This window comes from Pseudomonas delhiensis, assembly GCF_900187975.1.
Taxonomy (GTDB): Bacteria; Pseudomonadota; Gammaproteobacteria; order Pseudomonadales; family Pseudomonadaceae; genus Pseudomonas; species Pseudomonas delhiensis.
The window spans coordinates 116,709-136,161 of the sequence record NZ_FZPC01000009.1; the positions used below are offsets into that span (position 1 = coordinate 116,709).

Here is a 19,453-nt window from a genome sequence, read left to right on the forward strand (position 1 = left end):
AACAGTGCCGACAGCATCCGCTACGCCCTGGCCAGGGGACTGCCCTGATCGGTTCTGACAGACCCCGGATGAGGACTATTGCCCTCCCGCCATGGCCCTGCGCCCTGCCATCCGGGAACGTCGACGGCTTGGGCATAAGCTCATGACAAAAAATGCCGATCGGGGCTGAGGCGTTCGGTTTCGGGGAGTCCCTCTACAAAACATAACAATAATCATTCTCAAATTTTGGAATTTCCTGCGACCCTGCAAAAGGAGCAAGCCCATGCCCACTCTTCACTGGCGTGACACCCAGGCCCGGAAATTCGTGCAACAAGGCTATTGGGAACCCCGGAGCCTGAATGAGCACTTGCAGGAGTGGAGCCACCGATTCGGCCCGCGCATCGCCCTGGTTGAAGGCGAACAACAGCTCAGCTATTTCGACTTCGAACAGCAAGTCTGCTGCCTGGCCGGTGGCCTGGCCGACCTGGGTATCCAATGCGGTGACCGGGTACTGCTGCAACTGCCCAATGGCATCGCTTTCGCCAGCAGTTTCTTCGCCCTGCTGCGCCTCGGCGCCTGGCCGATCCTGGCCATGCCGGCCCACCGCGAACGGGAGATCCAGGCCCTGTGCGAGCTGGCCGAGCCGACTGCCTACATAGTCGCCGAACGTTTTCTCGGCTACGACTACCGGCCCATGGCCGAGCGGCAACTGGGCAGGCAAGCGAGCCTGAGGCACCTGATCATCGCCGGCAAGCCAAGCAATGCCGGGGTCCCCCTGAGCGCGTTGAACGGAGAAATTCGCCGCCCAGCCGTCGTGGATCCCCTGGACACCGCCCTGTTGCTGCTGTCCGGCGGGACCACCGGCACCCCGAAGCTGATTCCCCGCAGCCATGCCGACTATGCCTATAACGCCAAGGCATCGGCTCGCCTGTGCGGCTTTGCTGGCGACTCGGTATACCTGGCCGCCCTGCCCATTGCCCATAACTTCCCACTGGCCTGTCCAGGTCTGATCGGAACCCTGTCGATGGGCGGCAAGGTGGTGTTCGCTCTTACCCCGGGGGCCGACGAAGCCTTTGGCCTGATCGCGCGCGAAGGCGTTACCCACACCGCGTTGGTACCATCTCTGGTCAAGCTGTGGCTACAGGCCCGGGAATGGGACAAGAGCGACCTGTCCAGCCTGCGCCTGTTGCAAGTGGGTGGCGCACGCTTGCCGGCGGAACTGGCGGCGCAGGTCACACCGATATTGGGCTGCGCCCTGCAACAGGTGTTCGGCATGGCCGAAGGCCTGCTCTGCTACACCCGCCTGGACGATCCTCAGCAGGTGGTACTCAATACCCAAGGCCGCCCCCTTAGCGAAGCTGATGAAGTGCGTCTGATCAGTGCCGACGGGCAACCGGTAGGCGACGGTCAAACCGGTGAACTGATCGTGCGCGGCCCTTATACCATTCACGGTTATTACCGCGCCGAGGCACACAACCAGCAGGTGTTCGACGCCGAAGGTTTCTACCACTCCGGCGACCTGGCGCGCTGGTCCCCGGATGGAAATCTGGTGGTCGAAGGCCGCCTCAAGGAACAGATCAACCGTGCCGGCGAGAAAATCGCCGCTGCTGAAATAGAGCAGTTGCTGCGTGAACACCCCCAGATCCAGGACGCCGCGGTGATCGCCCTGGCCGATAAGCGTCTGGGTGAACGACTGTGCGCCTGCGTGATTGTGCGAGGCGACCAAACTCTCGAACTGACTGACCTGCGCCAGCACTTCCAGGCCCTGGGTCTACCCCGCCACAAATGGCCAGACCAGTTGGAAACCCTGCACAGTTGGCCGCTGACCAGCATCGGCAAACTCGACAAGCGCCAGCTGCAACAACGCTTCCAGGATGAAGCCGCGTCGCGCGCGGCCTATCTGGAGTGCTGCGTGCCCATCCGCGAAAAACCTCAGGAACTGGCAGCAGCGCTGGTCAAGCATTACCTGCCCGACGACCTCACCCTCTACGAGCACAACGGTGAGTGGGCCCTAGGCATTGGCAGCGCGGCATGCATCCGCTTGCTTGGCAACCAACTGCAATTGAGCATCGCCGAGCAGCGCAGGCAATGGCCCGCAGAGGACCTGCCCGAAGCCCTGGGCAAAGCCCTGGGGGAGCTGCCCTTCCAGGACTGGCGAGCCTACGGTACCGCCTGCTTCGAACTGGCCCGGCGCCTCCATGGCCTGCCTGTGCAGGATGGCAGCCGTCCGCCGCTTCGGTTGGATATCCCGGCCGTGGATATTCGTCTGCGCGACGGCACGGCGCTGATCCGGGCCCTGCAGCCCGAGGCACTGGCCAGCGCAAAAGCTCGCTTGCAGGAACTGGATGCCAAGCCACTTGCTCCCATCCGCACCGGCCATGCCCAGCCGAACGTGGCAACCCACGACGCCGCGCTTTATCGCGGTCAGGTGGCCAGCGCCGTGGCGGAAATCCGGCAAGGCCGATACCAGAAGCTCATCCTGTCACGCAAAGTGCCACTCAAAGGCAATCTGGATCTGGTGGCCAGCTATCGTGCCGGGCGCCAGGCCAACACCCCGGCCCGCTCCTTCATCCATCACCAGGGCGACTTCGCCTGCGTTGGCTTCAGCCCGGAAACCGTGGTCGAGGTCAGTGCCCAAGGCCTGGTCGGCACCCAGCCCCTGGCCGGCACCCGCGCGCTGGGAGACAGCGTCGAGAAAGAAGCGCAACTGCGTGACGAGCTGTACAGCGACCCCAAGGAAATCGCTGAACATGCGGTTTCGGTCAAGCTGGCTTTCGAGGAACTGCAGGCGATCTGCGAGCCGCAACAGCTGGGGGTCAGCGAGTTCATGGCAGTTTCCCGGCGTGGCAGCGTGCAACATCTGAGCTCGCGGCTCAGAGGCCAGCTCCGGGACGGCTGCAACGCCTGGCATGCCTTCGCCGCGCTGTTCCCGGCGGTCACCGCCTCGGGCATTCCCAAACGTGAGGCCCTGCAGGCCATCGCGGCCCATGAGGGGGCCCCCCGTGACCTCTACAGCGGCTGCGTGATGATCTGCGACAGCCACGGCATGCTCGACGCCGCGCTGGTGCTGCGCACAGCGTTCCAGCATCGCGACCAGGCCTGGGTCCAGGCCGGCGCTGGTATCGTCTCCCTCTCGCTGCCGGAGCGCGAACTGGAAGAAACCCGTGAGAAGCTCGCCAGCATCGCGCCCTACGTACACCTGGCCGAACCTCAGCTGGCAACCGTGCGGCAAACAGCCGAGGTGCAGCCATGAGCACGCTGCACGCTACCCTGCTACGCCAGCAGATTCGTGCCTTGCTACCCCAGGGCGAGTTGTTGGACGACAGCGCCAACCTGATCGAACGAGGCCTGGACTCACTACACCTGATGCGTTTGGTCAACGAATGGCGCCAGGCTGGTGCCCAGGTCACCTTTGCCGAACTGATCGAACAACCGTTCCTTGAGCACTGGCTGCCGCTGCTAACCAAAACCAGCGGGATACCAGTAGCACTCCTGCCTCTGCCTCGTGACGAACCACCCCCACAGGCGCCCTTCGCCCTGACCGATGTACAGCACGCGTACTGGATAGGCCGCGGCGATGAACAACTACTCGGCGGAGTCGGTTGCCACGCCTACCTGGAATTCGACGGTGCGACTCTACAACCCCGGTGCCTGGCAACGGCCTGGCAAGAGGTGCAGCAATGGCACGGTATGCTGCGTGCCCGCTTCGACGATGAAGGCAGGCAGCAGGTGTTGGAACGGGGCCAGTCCCGGTTACGCGTGCAGGACCTGCGTCAGCTGGACGAGGCCACCGTACAGCAGGCCCTGGTGGCGACCCGTGAACGCTTGTCGCACCGGCGCCTGGCGGTGGAGCGCGGCGAAGTCGCCGGGCTGGAGCTGAGCCTGTTGCCAACGGGCGCCTGTCGCCTGCATTTCGACATCGACCTGCTGGTGGCCGACGTCCATAGCCTGCATCTGATCCTGCGAGATCTGGCTACTCGCTACCGTGGCGAAGCACTGCCGGAAGCCGGCCGGGACTGGTATTTCGCCCGTTACCTGGCCGTACGCCCAGCCCCTTCGGCCAGTTCCGCCCTTTATTGGCAGGCACGCCTGGACCAGTTGCCGGCGGGACCGGAGCTGCCGCTCGCACGTCCTCCCGAGTCGATCGAGCAGGTACGCTTCTCCCGTCGCCAGCAACGGCTGTCGGTCGAGGTCTGGACGCGCCTGCGCGAACAGGCTGCACGGCACTGCGTGACCCCTGCCATGCTGCTGGCCGGATGCTTCGCCCAGGTGCTGGGGCGCTGGAGCCGCGTGCCGCACTTTCTCCTCAACCTGCCGCTGTTCGATCGCCAGGGCGGCCAGCCAACACTGGACCAGGTGGTAGCGGACTTCACCAACCTGCTGTTGCTGGAGGTCGACCTGCGTAAGCCCGGCACCTTCGCCGAACAGCTGAAACGCCTGCAGACGCAGTTCCACCGAGACATGGCCCATGCCGACTATTCCGGCGTCCAGGTGCAACGAGACCTGGCTCAACGCCATGATGGCCAGCGCAGTTTTTCCCCCGTGGTGTTCGCCTGCAACCTCGGCACGCCGCTGCTCGACCCGGCGGACGCCGACGTCCTGGGTCGCCTGAACTACATGATCTCGCAGACCCCGCAGGTCTGGCTCGACCATCAGGTATACGAAGAGGACGGCACCCTGCTGCTGGCCTGGGATGCCCAGGACACGCTGTTTCCGGAAGGCCTGCTCGACGCCATGTTCGGTACCTACATCGACCTCTTGCATGACCTGCAGGGGCCAGCAGCCTGGGATTCACCAGTGCTACCGGATCTACCTGAGGAGCAGCAGGCGCTGCGCCAACGGGTCAATGCCACCCAGGCCAAGATCCCCGTCCGTACCCTGCTGGAAGCGCCCTTCGCCATTGCTGGCGAACGCCTGGCGCTGATCGATGGTGAACGCCGGTTGAGCTACACCGCCTTGCGGGACGGTACCCTGAGAATTGCCAGTTACCTGCTGGAACAGGGAATACAGCCCGGTGACGCAGTGGGCGTGTGCCTGCCACGTGGCAGCGACGCAGTGATCGCCCTGTTCGGCGTACTGGCCGCTGGTGCCTGTTATGTGCCGATCAGTCCCGGCCAACCACCTGCCCGCCGCGAGCGCATAGCGCAACGTGCCAACATTCGCAGCCTGATAGATATGGAACTGCTGCAGCAAGCCCTCGATTACGTGCCCTTGTCCGCTCCCGTATACGTCGATCCGCAGAGCCCGGCCTATGTGATCTTCACCTCCGGCTCCACCGGTGAACCCAAGGGCGTGCAGGTCAGCCACCGTGCCGCCTGCAATACCCTGGACGATCTCAACCAGCGCTTTGCCGTCGGCCCCGAGGACCGCGTACTGGCGGTCTCGGCGTTGGATTTCGATCTGTCGGTCCACGACCTGTTCGGCGTGTTGGCGGCAGGTGGCTCTGTGGTACTGCTGGATGAACAGCAACGCCGCGACGCCACTGCCTGGCTCAGGCTGATCCAGCAACACCAAGTGACCTTGTGGAACTCGGTGCCATTGTTGCTGGACATGCTGCTGACAGTGGCCGAAAGCGATGGGCGCACCCTGCCCTTGCGCCTGGCCTACCTGTCCGGCGACTGGATCGGCCTCGACCTGCCGGCCCGCCTGGACGCCGCCACTGCCGGCGGCTGCCGACTGATTGCCATGGGCGGCGCCACCGAAGCCGCCATCTGGTCGAACTGGCAACCCGTGACGCTGCCCTTGCCTGAACACTGGACCTCGATCCCCTACGGCACGCCCCTGGCCAACCAGTGCTTCCGCGTGGTCGACAGCCTGGGCCGCGACTGTCCGGACTGGGTCTCCGGCGAGCTGTGGATCGGCGGGGTCGGCGTCGCCGACGGCTATCGCGGTTCGGAACAGCTCAGCGCCGAGCGTTTCGTCCAGCATGAGGGCCAGCGCTGGTACCGCACTGGCGACATGGGTCGTTACTGGCCCGACGGTTGCCTGGAGTTCCTCGGCCGCCGCGACCAGCAAGTCAAGGTCCGTGGCCACCGCATCGAACTGGGTGAAGTGGAAAGCGCCCTGCTCACCCTGCCCGAGGTACGCCAGGTAGTGGTGCTCGCCACGGGGAAACCGCTACGACTGATGGCCGCAGTGGTCGGCAGCATCGATTGCAGCGACGATCTCTGTCAGCACCTGGCCCAGCAGTTGCCCGAGTACATGCTGCCCAGCCAATGGTTGCTGCTCCCCAGCCTGCCCCTGAGCGCCAACGGCAAGCTCGACCGGCAACAGTTGTTGCAACTGGCCGAACAGCAGGCACCGCAAACCGACCAGCAACGGCAGCCGCCTTGCGGAGAAGTGGAGCAGCGGGTCGCGGCGATCTGGCGTGAGCTGCTGCATTGCCCGCAGGTCCACCGCCAGGACGATTTCTTCCGCCTGGGCGGCGACAGCCTCCTGGCCACTCGATGTAGCACCCGTTTGCGCCGGGAAGGTCTGGCTAGCAACCATAGCCTGCGCCAATTGTTCGCCACACCGCGCCTGGCCGATTTTGCCGCAACCCTGCTGCCGGTCGGCGCCCCCCCAACGTTGCAGGTAGTACCGGACCTCGCCAACCGCTATCGAGGCTTCCCCCTGACCGAAGTCCAACAGGCCTACTGGCGCGGGCAAAGCCAGGACTTGCCATTGTCCTGTGGCACTACCTACCTGATCGAACTGGATGGCGAACGCCTGGATGTGCCGCGTTTCGAGCGGGCCTGGCAGCGTCTTGTACAGCGCCATGAAATGCTCCGCGCCGAATTGCTTGACGACGACCGCCAAGTAATCCTGCAACAGGTGCCACCAGTACAGGTGCAGCAGCATTGGCTGAAGTGCGGCGACGCCGAAACCGCACGACAGCAGTTGGCCAAACTCTGGGCGCAGCGGCCACGCCAGCGGCGCAGCTGGCCACTGTTCGAAGTGCATGCGGTGAATTACACCGGGCAACGCTGTCGCCTGGGGCTGTTCTTCAACTACCTGACGTTGGACGGCCTGAGCATCAAGCTCCTGCTGGGAGAACTGGCCCAGCTCTACACCGAGCCCGATCATCCGTTATCGCCAATCGGCTTGTCGTTCCGCGACTATGTTCTGCAGGTCCAGCCCAGCCCCGAACAGCTGGAACAGGCCCACGCCTATTGGCGTGAACGCCTCGACGATCTGCCTGGGCCTCCAACCCTCCCTCTGCGCTGTTCGCCGCAGAGCCTTGAGGAAACCAGTTTCAGTCGCCGTGAATTCCGCCTGGAAGCCAACCAGTGGCAAGCGCTACGCCAGCGGGCACGAGAGTCGGGGATCACTGCCTCGGTACTGCTGCTCAGCGTCTATGCCCAGGTGCTGGCCCGCTGGAGCAACGGCCATGCCCATACCCTGAATCTGACACTGTTCGACCGGCAGGACATCCATCCGGACATCGGGCGAGTGCTTGGTGACTTCACCTCGCTGGTGCCGGTGAGCTTCTACCCCGAGGTTGGCCGCAGCTTCCTGCTCCAGGCCCAGCAGATACAGGCGCAGATCGCCGATGTGCTGCAACACGCTGCCTGTTCCTCGATCTGGGTCCAACGGCAACGGGCACACCGGGTCGGTCCGCAGGCCGCGGCATTGCCAGTGGTGTTCACCAGTACCCTGGGGTTGGCCGACGATCTGCTGGGCGAGCTACCCGAGGACTTTCCGGATATCGTCCCCGGCGGTCTATCGGAAACCCCGCAGGTCTGGCTCGACCATCAGTTGTATGAACATCGCGGCGCCCTGGTGCTGTGCTGGGACGCCGTGGACGCACTGTTTCCGGAAGGCCTGCTGGACGCGTCGTTCGCTACCTATACCGAAGCGCTGGTGCGATTGATCGACGCCGACTGGCAGTACCCCCTGGCGCTGCCACTGCCTCCTATGCAGGCCGCTGTGCGCCGGCAGGTCAATGCCACAGCCCGCCCCATAGCCCCACGTACCCTACTCTCCGCCCCCTTTGCCATGAGTGCCGAACGCCTGGCGCTGATAGACGGAGAAAGCCGGCTGAGCTATGGCCAGTTGCGCGAGGCAGCCTTGCGCGTGGCAGCGGGTCTGCTGGCCCAGGGCGTAAAGCCTGGCGAGGCCGTTGGCGTATGCCTGCCACGTGGCAGCGACGCAGTGATCGCCCTGTTCGGAGTGCTCGCCGCTGGCGCCTGCTATGTACCGATCGGCATCGCTCAGCCCACGGCACGGCGCAAGCGTATCGAGCAACGCGCCACTATCCGCTACACCCTCGATACCCAGCAACTGCCGCAACTGCTGGCGCAAGCGCCGCTGTCAGCCCCCGTAGACGTCAGCGTGGACAGTCCGGCCTATGTGATCTTCACCTCCGGCTCCACTGGCGAACCCAAGGGCGTGCAGGTCAGCCACCGTGCCGCCTGCAATACCCTGGACGATCTCAACCAGCGCTTTGCCGTCGGCCCCGAGGACCGCGTACTGGCGGTCTCGGCGTTGGATTTCGATCTGTCGGTCCACGACCTGTTCGGCGTGTTGGCGGCAGGTGGCTCTGTGGTACTGCTGGATGAACAGCAACGCCGCGACGCCACTGCCTGGCTCAGGCTGATCCAGCAACACCAAGTGACCTTGTGGAACTCGGTGCCATTGTTGCTGGACATGCTGCTGACAGTGGCCGAAAGCGATGGGCGCACCCTGCCCTTGCGCCTGGCCTACCTGTCCGGCGACTGGATCGGCCTCGACCTGCCGGCCCGCCTGGACGCCGCCACTGCCGGCGGCTGCCGACTGATCGCCATGGGCGGCGCCACCGAAGCCGCCATCTGGTCGAACTGGCAACCCGTGACGCTGCCCTTGCCTGAACACTGGACCTCGATCCCCTACGGCACGCCCCTGGCCAACCAGTGCTTCCGCGTGGTCGACAGCCTGGGCCGCGACTGTCCGGACTGGGTCTCCGGCGAGCTGTGGATCGGCGGGGTCGGCGTCGCCGACGGCTATCGCGGTTCGGAACAGCTCAGCGCCGAGCGTTTCGTCCAGCATGAGGGCCAGCGCTGGTACCGCACTGGCGACATGGGTCGTTACTGGCCCGACGGTTGCCTGGAGTTCCTCGGCCGCCGCGACCAGCAAGTCAAGCTCCGTGGCCACCGCATCGAACTGGGTGAAGTGGAAAGCGCCCTGCTCGCCCTGCCCGAGGTACGCCAGGCCATGGCCGTGGTGCTGGGTGACCCGCCCAGACTGGCGGTGGCGGTAGTGCTGCATCGGGAAGTCGCGCCGGACCACCTGCGCCAGCAGCTGCGCGACAGTCTGCCGGACTACATGATTCCTGCCAGCCTGCATACCCTCGACAGCCTGCCCTCGAGCATCAACGGCAAAGCCGACCGCGCGGCCCTGCGCCAGCAGTTGCTGGCCTGTCGCGGAGCAGAGACCGACAGTACCGGTGAGGCCCCACAGGGAACCACCGAGCAGGAAATGGCAGCGCTGTGGAGCGAGATACTGCAACGCCCGGTTGTCGATCGACACATCGACTTCTTCCTCCTGGGCGGCGACAGCCTCAGCGCCACGCGCCTGATCGAAGCCGTGAAACGTCAGAGAACGGGCAACCGCTCCCTCACTCTGCGCGAACTCTTCGCCCATCCCAGCATCGCCGAGCTGTGCGCGTACCTGATCGCGCCTGGTGAAGCCCCCCAGCATCCTCACGCCACGCACTTCGAGGAAGGCAGCCTATGAACGCCCTCGACATCTCCGCTCTCCTGGCCGACTGCGAAGCCCTGGGCATCCAGCTTTGGACCGAGGACGGCCAATTGCGATACCGCGCGCCGAACGGCGTCATGGACGACACCCTCAAGCAACGCCTGCGCGAGCACAAGAACGGGCTACTGGCCCTGCTCGCACCGCAGGAAGTCCAGGTGCAGGCCGATCCCCGGCATCAGTTCGAACCCTTCATCCTGACCGACGTACAGGCGGCCTACCTGGTGGGACGCAGCGACGCCTATGACTATGGAGGCGTAGGCTGCCACGGCTACGTAGAACTGGATGGCCCAGGCCTGGACCCGAAGCGTCTGGAACTAGCCTGGCACACCCTGATCCTGCGTCATCCGATGTTACGTGCAGTCATCGCCCAAGCCGGCTTCCAGCAGGTCCAGCAGCGGGTGCGCCTGCCTCCATTGGTTTGCAACGACCTACGCGGGCACAGCGCCTCGCAGGAAGAACAGGCGTTGCTTGCCACCCGTACGGAACTGGCCAACCGCGTCTACTGCGCCGATACCTGGCCCCTCTATGAACTTCGCCTGAGCCAGCGTGACCAGGGTAGCCGAGTACATCTGTCCATCGATCTGCTGATCGCCGACTTCGTCAGCATCCAGTGCCTGCTATGCGAGCTCGACCAGCTTTACCACGAACCCGAACAAGCATTGCCGGAGCTGCAACTGACTTTCCGCGACATCCTCCTGGCCGAACGCGCGGCCCGTGACGCCCCGGCGGCCCGCGCTCGACGCGAGCGCGACCGCGACTACTGGCTGCAGCGCCTGCCGACACTGCCAGACGCTCCCGAACTGCCACTACTGGAACAACAGCAGCCAGGCACAGGCTTCGATCGTCATGCCTTGTACCTGGACTCCCGGCAATGGCAAGGCTTCTGCCAACAGGCCGCCGAATTGCGTCTGACGCCCTCGGCAGCAGTGCTCGCGGTGTTCGCCGAAACCCTTGGCCACTGGTCGCGGCGCCCGCACTTCAGCCTCAGCGTCACGGTGCTCAGACGTCCGCCGTATCATCCGGACATCGGGCGCATCGTCGGCGACTTCACCGCAATCAACGTGCTGGCGGTGGAGCCACCCGGCGCCAGTGACTTCAACCAGCGCGCCCAGGCCTTGCAGCAGCGCCTATGGCAAGACCTGGAACACGAAGCGTTTTCCGGCGTAGAGGTGCTGCGCGAGCGGGCCCGGCTGCAATCCCGCAGCCTGCTGCCAGTAGTGTTCACCAGCACCCTGGGCGTGGGCGACAACCGCCATGCCGAGGGCGACTTCCTGCGCGGAGCCAGGCTGGGCTACGGCATCACCCAGACCCCGCAGGTGTGGCTCGACTGCCAGGTGTCCGAACGCAATGGCAGCCTGCTGATCAACTGGGACGTGCGCCAGGGCCTGTTCGCCGAAGGCCTGATCGAGGCCGCGTTCAGCAGCTTCCACGGTCTGCTGCTGGAGCTGGCCCAGGGGCCCGGCGCCTGGCACCGGACGCAGCCACTAACCCTGCCGGCGACCATGGCCGAGCGCCGGCAGGCCAGCAATGCCACCGAACGAGACTTGCCGGTACGTTGCCTGCACGACGGCTTTCTCGACAGCCTGCGCGCCATTCCAGACGCTTGCGCACTGATCTGTGCCAGCGGCCACTACAGCTACCACCAGTTGGCAGAACGAGCCAATGCCGTAGCCGAATGTCTGCGCGACAGCGGCTGCCAGCCGGGCAGTCCGGTGGCAATCATCCTCGACAAAGGACTTGAGCAGGTTGCCGCGGTACTCGGCACCCTGTTGGCAGGTGCGGTCTACGTGCCAGTGGACAGTGGCCAGCCGGATGCCCGACGTGATGCCATTCTCGATGATGCGCGAATTCGCTGGGTGCTGACCGACGCCGGGCAGCGCGAAAGCCGCGCATGGCCTGGCAACGTGGCCCTGATCGCCGTGGACAGCCTGTCCCCACTGCCGTTCCGCCAACTGCCCCGACACCACCTCTGTGACCCGGCCAACCTGGCTTATGTGATCTACACCTCGGGCACCACCGGCCGCCCCAAGGGCGTGATGATGAGCCACCGCGCCGCCTTCAACACCGTGGCCGACATCAACCAGCGCTTTGCGGTAGACGCCAACGACCGCCTGCTGGGCCTGGCCAACCTGGGCTTCGACCTGTCGGTCTACGACCTTTTCGGCACCTTCCTCGCCGGCGCGACTCTGGTGCTGCCATCTCCCGCGCAGCGCAGCGACCCGGCGCACTGGGCCAGCCTCATCAACCGCCACGCTGTCAGCCTGTGGAACTCGGTACCGGCACAAATGCAGATGCTCTGCAGTTACCTTGACGCGGAACCAGCCACCACACCCCTCAGCCTGCGCCTGGCGATGCTTTCCGGCGACTGGGTCGGCGTCGGCCTGCCCGCCGCGATCCGCCACCATTGCCCGGCATTACGCCTGATCAGTCTGGGCGGCGCCACCGAAGCGGCCATCTGGTCGATCAGCCATGAGATCCACCAGGTACCGCCAGGGACGCGCAGCATTCCCTATGGCACGCCACTGGCCAACCAGCGCTTCCATGTGCTCGACAGCGAGTTGCAGACGCGCCCGGACGGCGTAGCCGGCGAGCTGTACATCGGCGGCGCCGGCCTGGCCGAGGGGTACCTCAACGATGCCGCACGCACGGCCGAACGCTTTATTCACCATCCCCATAGCGGCGAACGCCTGTACCGTACCGGCGACTTCGGCCGTTACCGTAGCGACGGCCTGATCGAGTTCCTCGGCCGCGAAGATACCCAGGTCAAGCTGCGTGGCCACCGCATAGAACTCAGTGAGATCGAAAGCCTGCTGCAGGAGCATCCGGACGTGGCCCAAGCGGTGGTGGTGCTGGCCGGCGAGGCCCAGGAGCGGCGCCTGGCCGCCTTCGTTACGCCTCGGGGCCTGACCACCGCCACGCACGACAGCTGGAACGCCGAACTGGCGGCTTGCGCCATGGATTGTGGCGAACGGGCCACCCTCGGGCTCGACCGGGCGCTGCTCGCACAATGGGTGGACATGGCCAACCACATCGCCCTGCTGGATATGCTCAAGACCCTACGTGGCGCCGGCCTTTTCGTCGATCCACAGGCCTGCCACAGCATTGCAAATGTACAGCAGCAATGCCGCGTTGCTCCGGCCCATAGACGCCTGATGCGACGCTGGCTCAAGGCACTGGCCAGCGAAGGCTGGCTAATCGAGGACAAGGCCACGGCCAGCTATAGACTCGGCAATGCGCCGGACGAGCGACAGAGCGCCCAATGCTGGCAAGCCATGGACGAACTGGAAGCACGCCTGCACTACGGCACTGAGCTGCTGCGCTACCTGCGTGACTCCAGCGACCGCCTGCCACAGTTGCTCAGCGGTGAGGTCGACCCGCTGGCCCTGCTGTTCCCCCAGGGGCGCATGGACACGGCGCTGGCGGCTTATAACGACAACCTGCTGATGCGCTGCATGAACCAGGTGATCTGTGCCTGCGTGCTCCAGATCGCCAGTACCCGGGCGCACAGCGGACGACCCTTGCGGATCCTGGAAGTCGGCGCCGGCGTGGGCGGGACCAGTCGCGAGCTGATCCCGGCGCTGGACGGTTTCGCCGTGGACTACCTGTTCACCGATGTTTCGGCCTTCTTTCTCAACGAAGCGCGGGAGCAGTTCGCCGACCGGCCCTGGGTGCGCTTCGGTCTGTTCGACATCAACGCCGACGCCCTCGGCCAGGGCCTGCACGGCAGCAGCTGGGACGTGATCGTCTGCGCCAACGTGTTGCACAATGCCCGCCACGCCCCGACGGTGCTACGCAACCTGCGCGAACTGGCTGTACCCGGCGGGCACCTGTTGGTGATGGAAGCAACCCGGGAGATTCTCTCGCTGCTGACTTCCATGGAGTTCAAGGAAGGCCTGGACAACTTCACCGACTTGCGCGCCGACAAAGACCAGACCTTCATCAGCCGTCATCAATGGCAGGAACTGTTCGAGGATACCGGAGCTGAGCTGGTCGCCGCGTGGCCGGTAGCCGAAGACCCGCTGGACTGTGCCGGGCAAACCACCTTCATCGTCCGCTTCCCATGCGAACAGGTCGAACTGAACCGCGAGGACCTGCTGCATTACCTGCAACGATGCCTGCCGAGCTACATGCTGCCCAGCTACCTGGAAGTGTTGGAATGCATGCCGTTGTCGCCCAATGGCAAGATCGACCGTACGTGCCTGAGCGCTCGCCTGCCCGGCCACGGCAGCCGCCAGATGGTCCTCGGCGAAGCCCCCCGAGGAGACCTGGAACAGCGCATCGCCGCGCTCTGGAGCGCCGCCCTGGGTTGCAACGACATCGCCCGTGACCAGGACTTCTTCGCCGCCGGCGGCGACTCGCTGCTGGTGGCACAGATCGTCGCCAGGATGCGTGAACAGATTCCGGAAAGCGCGTGCTGGGAGTGGGATCGACTATTGCGTGAAGTCCTGCGCGAACCGACAGTGCAAGCCTTGGCCACACGCTTGCAGGAAAGCCCCGATGAGCGCGACGACGAGCCCGCCAGCCGGCACTCGCCCCTGAACGTGCTGGCCCCGGCCCGAAGCATCGATTGCAACACCGTGCATGTGCTGGTGCACGATGGCAGCGGCACCCTCGCGCCCTACCGCGCCTTGCTCGGCGCCTTGCGCAATGAGCCAGCGCGCCAGGGCGCGATCCTCGGCCTGAGCCTGCCAGGGGAAGCCGACTACCTGGCGCGCCCTGCCGCAGGTTTGATCGAATGGCTCGGTGCCGAGTACGCCCGCTACTTGCTCGATTACGGAGTGCAGCGCTTCGAGCTGGTGGGTTACTGCATGGGTGGCTTGCTGGCCATCGAGACTGCCCGGGGGTTGCTGGAAGCCGGGGCCGAGGTAGGTATGGTCAGCGTCATCAGTAGCGACCGCTTCCGTTACCAGATCGACGACGAACTGCTGCTGGAACGGGCCTTCGGCCGCCTGCTCGGCGCCACCATCGAAGCCGCTGGCCACGAGATAGAAGATGCCGTACTGCACCGGGCCCTGGAGCATCTGGTCAAGCGCCACGGCCCGCGGTTGCCGGCCGGTTGCCTACAAGACCTGGACGGTGAATGGGCCCCGGTCGCCGAGTGTTATCGCCGCCTCGCACAATGTCCCGCCGAACAGCGCCTGGCAACCCTCGCCAGCTGTGTGCCGACCCAGGCCGCCCCCCTGTCGGCCGTGCAGGCACACAGCCTGTTCCGGGTATTCCGCCATAGCCTCGACGCCGTCGCGGGGTATCGGCCCGCCCCCTTCGCCGGCAACCTGCAGGTACTGCTGGACGACCAGAGCCTGCATTTCCTGCCGGGTCTGCAAGGTAACATGCGAGGCTTCTGGAGAGACCTCGCTCTTGGCGACATTCGCCTGCTGAACATCAATGGCAACCACGTGAGTTGCATGCAGCCTCCCCATGTTGACCAGTTGCTGCCGGTGCTGATGGGTGAGGTGTCATGAGCGCGCCACTGATCGGCCTGGTCGGCTCCGGCGGCAGCGTCGGTGGCGCAGCACTGGCCCTGCTGCGCCACCGACCGGGGCTGCGCCTGCGCTGCGGACAGCGACGCCCACAGGCCCAGTCGGCAACGCTGGAGACACATCCGCTGGATGTTTTCGATGCCGCGCAACTGGAGAGGTTCTGCGAAGGTTGCCAGGTGGTGCTCAACTGCGCCGGCCCCTCCTGGCTGATCGGTGAGCGTGTTGCCTGTGCTGCCCACCGGGCCGGCGCGGCCTATGTCGATGCCTTCGGCAATACCGCCTTGCTGGAGGCGCTGCAAGGAGCCGATAGGCCCTCGATCATCGGCGCCGGGGTCTTCCCCGGCCTCACCGCCCTGCTGCCACGCTGGCTGGTCAACCAGGGCCTGGAACGCCCGACCCACCTGCGAATCCTCTCTGGCGGCCGCGAACCTTGCAGCAGCGCCGGCGGCGCCGATGTACTGCTCAGTGCGCTGGGCGGCTTCGGTACGCCCAACGCCCACTGGTACGACGGCCAGGTGCAGGCCCTGGTACTCCCCCCGGGCACCGAGGAACTACCGGGCTTCCCCGAACTGGCCCACCGCTCGTCCTACCTGACCAATGAACTGCTGCAACTGGCCCAAGCTCTGGAACTGCGCGAAGCGAGTTTCTGCAACGTGTTTTCCAACCCCGAGTTGCCCACGCTGATCGCCAGTCTGTGCCAGCGCCTGAGCCAATCGCATGACCCGCACAGCCTGCAACAGGCAGTGGCGCAACTGGTTCGCGCGGCAGACCTGGAGCTGCAAGGGCGCACATCGTACTACCGCCTGGTGGTGGAGCTGGAGGGTTGGCGCAGCCAGCGACCCTACTGCCAACGGGCGGTATTGCGCAGCCACGACAGCTACAGCCTGAGTGCCACAGTAGCGGTATGCGCCACCGTACGGCTGCTGGAAGACGATGCCTGGAGTGGTGCCCATTGGGCGGCACAGGCCCTGCAACCCGCCACCGTCATCGACGCCGTCCTTCAGCAGGCCTGCAATGACCTGAGCCTGGTCGAACTGCCCGGACAACAGGCCCGTAATTCCGGCAAAGAAGAAGGAGCCCTATGAACCAGCCTCTGCGTGTCATCGTTTGCGGCACCACCTTTGGCGCCATCTACCTGCAAGGTATCGCCCGCCTGCCACAACACTACCGGCTGGTAGGCATCCTCGGGCGGGGCAGCGAGCACTCCCGCGCCTGCGCCAAGCGTTGGCAGGTCCCCTTGTACGAGTGCGTCGCGGCTCTGCCGTCCGAAGTCGATCTTGCCTGCGTGGCGGTACGCTCGGCGGTAGTCGGCGGCCCGGGCACCGAGCTGGCCAAGGCTCTGCTCGAGCGAGGCGTTCATGTGATCCAGGAACATCCGGTGCACCACGACGAGGTCGCCGCATGCCTGCGCATAGCCCGGCAAAGGGATCTGCAGTACCGGCTCAATCCGTTCTACAGCGACCTGGCGCCGGTACGTTGTTTCATCGATGCCGCGCGACACGTCCTGGGCCAGCGGGAGGCGTTGTATGTCGACGCCGCTTGCAGCGTGCACGTGCTGTTCCCGCTGGTGGAAATACTCGGCCAGGCCCTTGGCGGCCTGCGCCCCTGGGCTTTCACCGTGCAACCCCAAGACACAGGCCCCTTCCTCAACGTAGCGGGTAACCTGGCCGGGGTGCCCCTGGCCTTGCGCGTGCAGAACCAGCTAAACCCGGCCGATCCAGACAACCACACCCAGGTGTTGCATCGCATCACCCTGGGCACCAGCGGCGGTACCCTGAGCCTGACCGATACACATGGCAGTGTACTGTGGAGCCCGCGGGCCCATGTCCACCGCAACCCCCAGGGCGTGCTGGAAATGGATGGTGACTCGGCGGCCCTGGACCTGGCCGTCAGCAGCCTGATAGGCCACCCGCAGCCACCGACTCTGCGCCAGGTATTCGCCAAGCTGTGGCCAGCCAGCATCGCCTGCAGCCTGGAGCGTTTCCACCTGAGTCTGCAAAAGCCCGCCGAGCCAGCCCTGGCACAATTCCACCTGAGTTGCTGCAAGGCCTGGCAGCAGTTGGGTGCCGAGTTGGGCCCGCCCCAGATCATCAACCCGGCGCCTCCGCTGCCACTGGACCTGGGTCAATGGCCTCCGCCGCGGGAGAGCATCTCATGCTGAACGAAATCAGACAGTTGCAGCAGTACCAGCAACGCTGGTTCCGCCGTTTTACAGAGCGGCCCCGAGCACGCCTGCGCCTGTTCTGTCTGGCCCACGCTGGTGGCGGTGCACGCTTCTTCGCCAACTGGGCACAACTGTTGCCCGAAAGCATCGAACTGGTCGCCATCCAGCTACCAGGGCGCGAAGAGCGCATCGACGAGCCGCCAATCGAGCACATGACGCCACTGGTCAGCGCCATCAGCAATGTTCTGCAGCCTTGGCTGGACCGGCCTTACGCAATGTTCGGCCACAGCATGGGCGCCGCAGTGGCCCACGAACTGTGCCTGAGCATACAGCGCCAGGGGCTGCCACTCCCACTGCGCCTGCTGGTGTCCGGCCGCGAAGGACCTAGTCGCAATCACAGCAGCAAGCTGCACAAGGCCTCAGACGAGGACTTCCTGGCTGCGATCATGGCTCTAGGCGGCACCTCGCCGGCGTTGCGGGAATCCCCGGAGCTGTTCACCCTGGCGCTGCCGGTCCTGCGCAACGACTACCGCTTGATCGAGACCTACCACCCCAATCCACGGCGGCCGCCCTTGAGCCTGCCGATCGAGGTGCTGTTCGGACAGGACGACCCGGAACTGCACCCAGGTGATGCCCAGGCCTGGACGTTGGAGAGCAGTCAGGGCGTACGCCTGCACGGCTTCCATGGCGGACATTTCTACCTGACGCCGCAGCGTCAGGCAGTGACGCAATGCATCAGCCGATGCCTGGGAGAGTACTCCCCGGAGTCCCTGGAAATGCCCTAGGTTCGGCCATCGTCCAGACCAGCTCCGGCGGTGCTGCTGCGAACCTGCCGCAGCACCGCCAGCGCCGCGCATAACGCCAGCAGGCCAATGCCGAGACCGCTGGCGTACCCCCAATAACCAGCCACGCCGATGGCCAGTGACGACACCAGGATTTCGCCAAGGGTTTGCAGCCCCTGGAACACCGAGCAGTCGGTACCGGGCTGCTCTCCTTGCTGGGCGAAACGCATCGCCAGGGTATAGGACGCTACGCTGGTGACACCGATACCCAACCCACCCAGCAATGTCGCCAGCCCCACATAGCCGCTGCCGGCGAGGCTTGGTTGCAGTACCAGGGCAAGCCATAACAGCCCGGCAGCCCCCACCAGAAGCAAGCCGCAGAGCAGAGTGTTCCAGCGCGAAACCCGACGCAGCAGCAACCCGGCCAGACCGCAGCCGAGGATGATCGCCAGCAATTGGCCAACCCCGGCCAGCACACCGACATCGCTCATCGACCAGCCGATGTCCAGCAGGATGAGCCTGGCCAGGCCGAAGAAGATCGCCCCAGCAAGGGTCACCAGCATCACCAGGGCCGTGAGCCGCCCGGAAAAGCGCCGCTTGAAAAAGCGGCGCAGGCTGGCCTTGGACGGAGCCACCAGCGGCGCCGGCTCGCGCCAGAACAGCGCCGGCAGGCCACACAGCAGCGCCACCGCAGCCAGTAGAAGAAAGGCAGCGGACGCATCGAAATGATCGAACAGCACCATGGTGCCCGGCCCCCCAAGCAGCATGCCGCCCATGAAGCCGGCAACCTGGAAGGTATTCACCCGGCCCAGGCTGGCGCTGGGCAAACGCTCTGCGGCCAGGCCGTCGACAGCGATGTCCTGGGTGGCGCAAAGCAGCGAGAGCAAGGCGATCAGGCCCAACAGCACCCCCATGTTGGCTACGTCGAACGGTACCAGCGCCATCAACGTCAGGGTCGCTACCGAGCCGGCCTGCAACGGCAGGATCCAGCTACGGCGGCGACCGATGCGCTCACTCCAGCGGTTCTCCACCGCCGACGCCCACAGCAGCTTGGCGACCCACGGCAAGCTGGCCAGGGGCGTGAGCGCTACCAGGTCCAGCGAGGCACCCATGTTGCGCAAGAGAGTCGGATACGCCTGGAAGGCCAGCCCCACGGGTAAGCCTTGGGCCAGATACAACCCACCCACCAACAGCAGAACCTGCCATGCACGCCCCTGCTCACGCGGCAGGGGCTTCGCTTCTACGGCAACCGACGTCATGTGCTCCCCCAAAACCAAAGCTGCAAAGGCGCCATGGAAGTCCATGCCCCCTCAAGGCGCCACCCGAAACCA

Annotated in this window: 6 protein-coding genes and 2 pseudogenes; 7 read left to right on the forward strand and 1 reads right to left on the reverse strand. The window is 65.3% G+C overall.

The genetic code is table 11. The annotated features are described in order from the left end of the window. Positions 1-262 precede the first annotated feature (262 nt). The 7 genes and pseudogenes from CHC02_RS30845 to CHC02_RS10245 form a co-directional block, all read left to right on the forward strand. A pseudogene (locus CHC02_RS30845) lies at positions 263-1,837 on the forward strand ((2,3-dihydroxybenzoyl)adenylate synthase); the annotation flags it as partial. An 81-nt stretch (positions 1,838-1,918) separates the two neighbouring features. After that, positions 1,919-3,232, forward strand: a pseudogene (locus CHC02_RS30850) (salicylate synthase); the annotation flags it as partial. After that, a complete protein-coding gene (locus CHC02_RS10225) occupies positions 3,229-9,672 on the forward strand; it encodes a non-ribosomal peptide synthetase (protein WP_089391360.1) in 6,444 nt (2,147 codons plus the stop codon). The pseudogene CHC02_RS30850 and the gene CHC02_RS10225, both read left to right, overlap by 4 nt. Beyond that, positions 9,669-15,158, forward strand: a complete 5,490-nt coding sequence (locus tag CHC02_RS10230) for a non-ribosomal peptide synthetase (RefSeq protein WP_089391361.1) — start codon at positions 9,669-9,671, stop codon at positions 15,156-15,158. Before CHC02_RS10225 ends, CHC02_RS10230 begins: the two co-directional genes overlap by 4 nt. Beyond that, positions 15,155-16,261 (forward strand): saccharopine dehydrogenase NADP-binding domain-containing protein, encoded by a 1,107-nt coding sequence (locus CHC02_RS10235; protein WP_089391362.1) that lies wholly within the window; start codon positions 15,155-15,157, stop codon positions 16,259-16,261. Before CHC02_RS10230 ends, CHC02_RS10235 begins: the two co-directional genes overlap by 4 nt. Next, a complete protein-coding gene (locus CHC02_RS10240; RefSeq protein WP_089391363.1) occupies positions 16,258-17,337 on the forward strand; it encodes a Gfo/Idh/MocA family oxidoreductase in 1,080 nt (359 codons plus the stop codon). The genes CHC02_RS10235 and CHC02_RS10240 overlap by 4 nt, the downstream gene beginning before the upstream one ends. Continuing rightward, positions 17,331-18,125 (forward strand): thioesterase II family protein, encoded by a 795-nt coding sequence (locus CHC02_RS10245; protein ID WP_167364834.1) that lies wholly within the window; start codon positions 17,331-17,333, stop codon positions 18,123-18,125. The genes CHC02_RS10240 and CHC02_RS10245 overlap by 7 nt, the downstream gene beginning before the upstream one ends. Here the strand turns inward: CHC02_RS10245 and CHC02_RS10250 are convergent. Next, a complete protein-coding gene (locus tag CHC02_RS10250; protein WP_208604358.1) occupies positions 18,122-19,426 on the reverse strand; it encodes an MFS transporter in 1,305 nt (434 codons plus the stop codon). The genes CHC02_RS10245 and CHC02_RS10250 overlap by 4 nt on opposite strands. Positions 19,427-19,453: the final 27 nt, after the last annotated feature.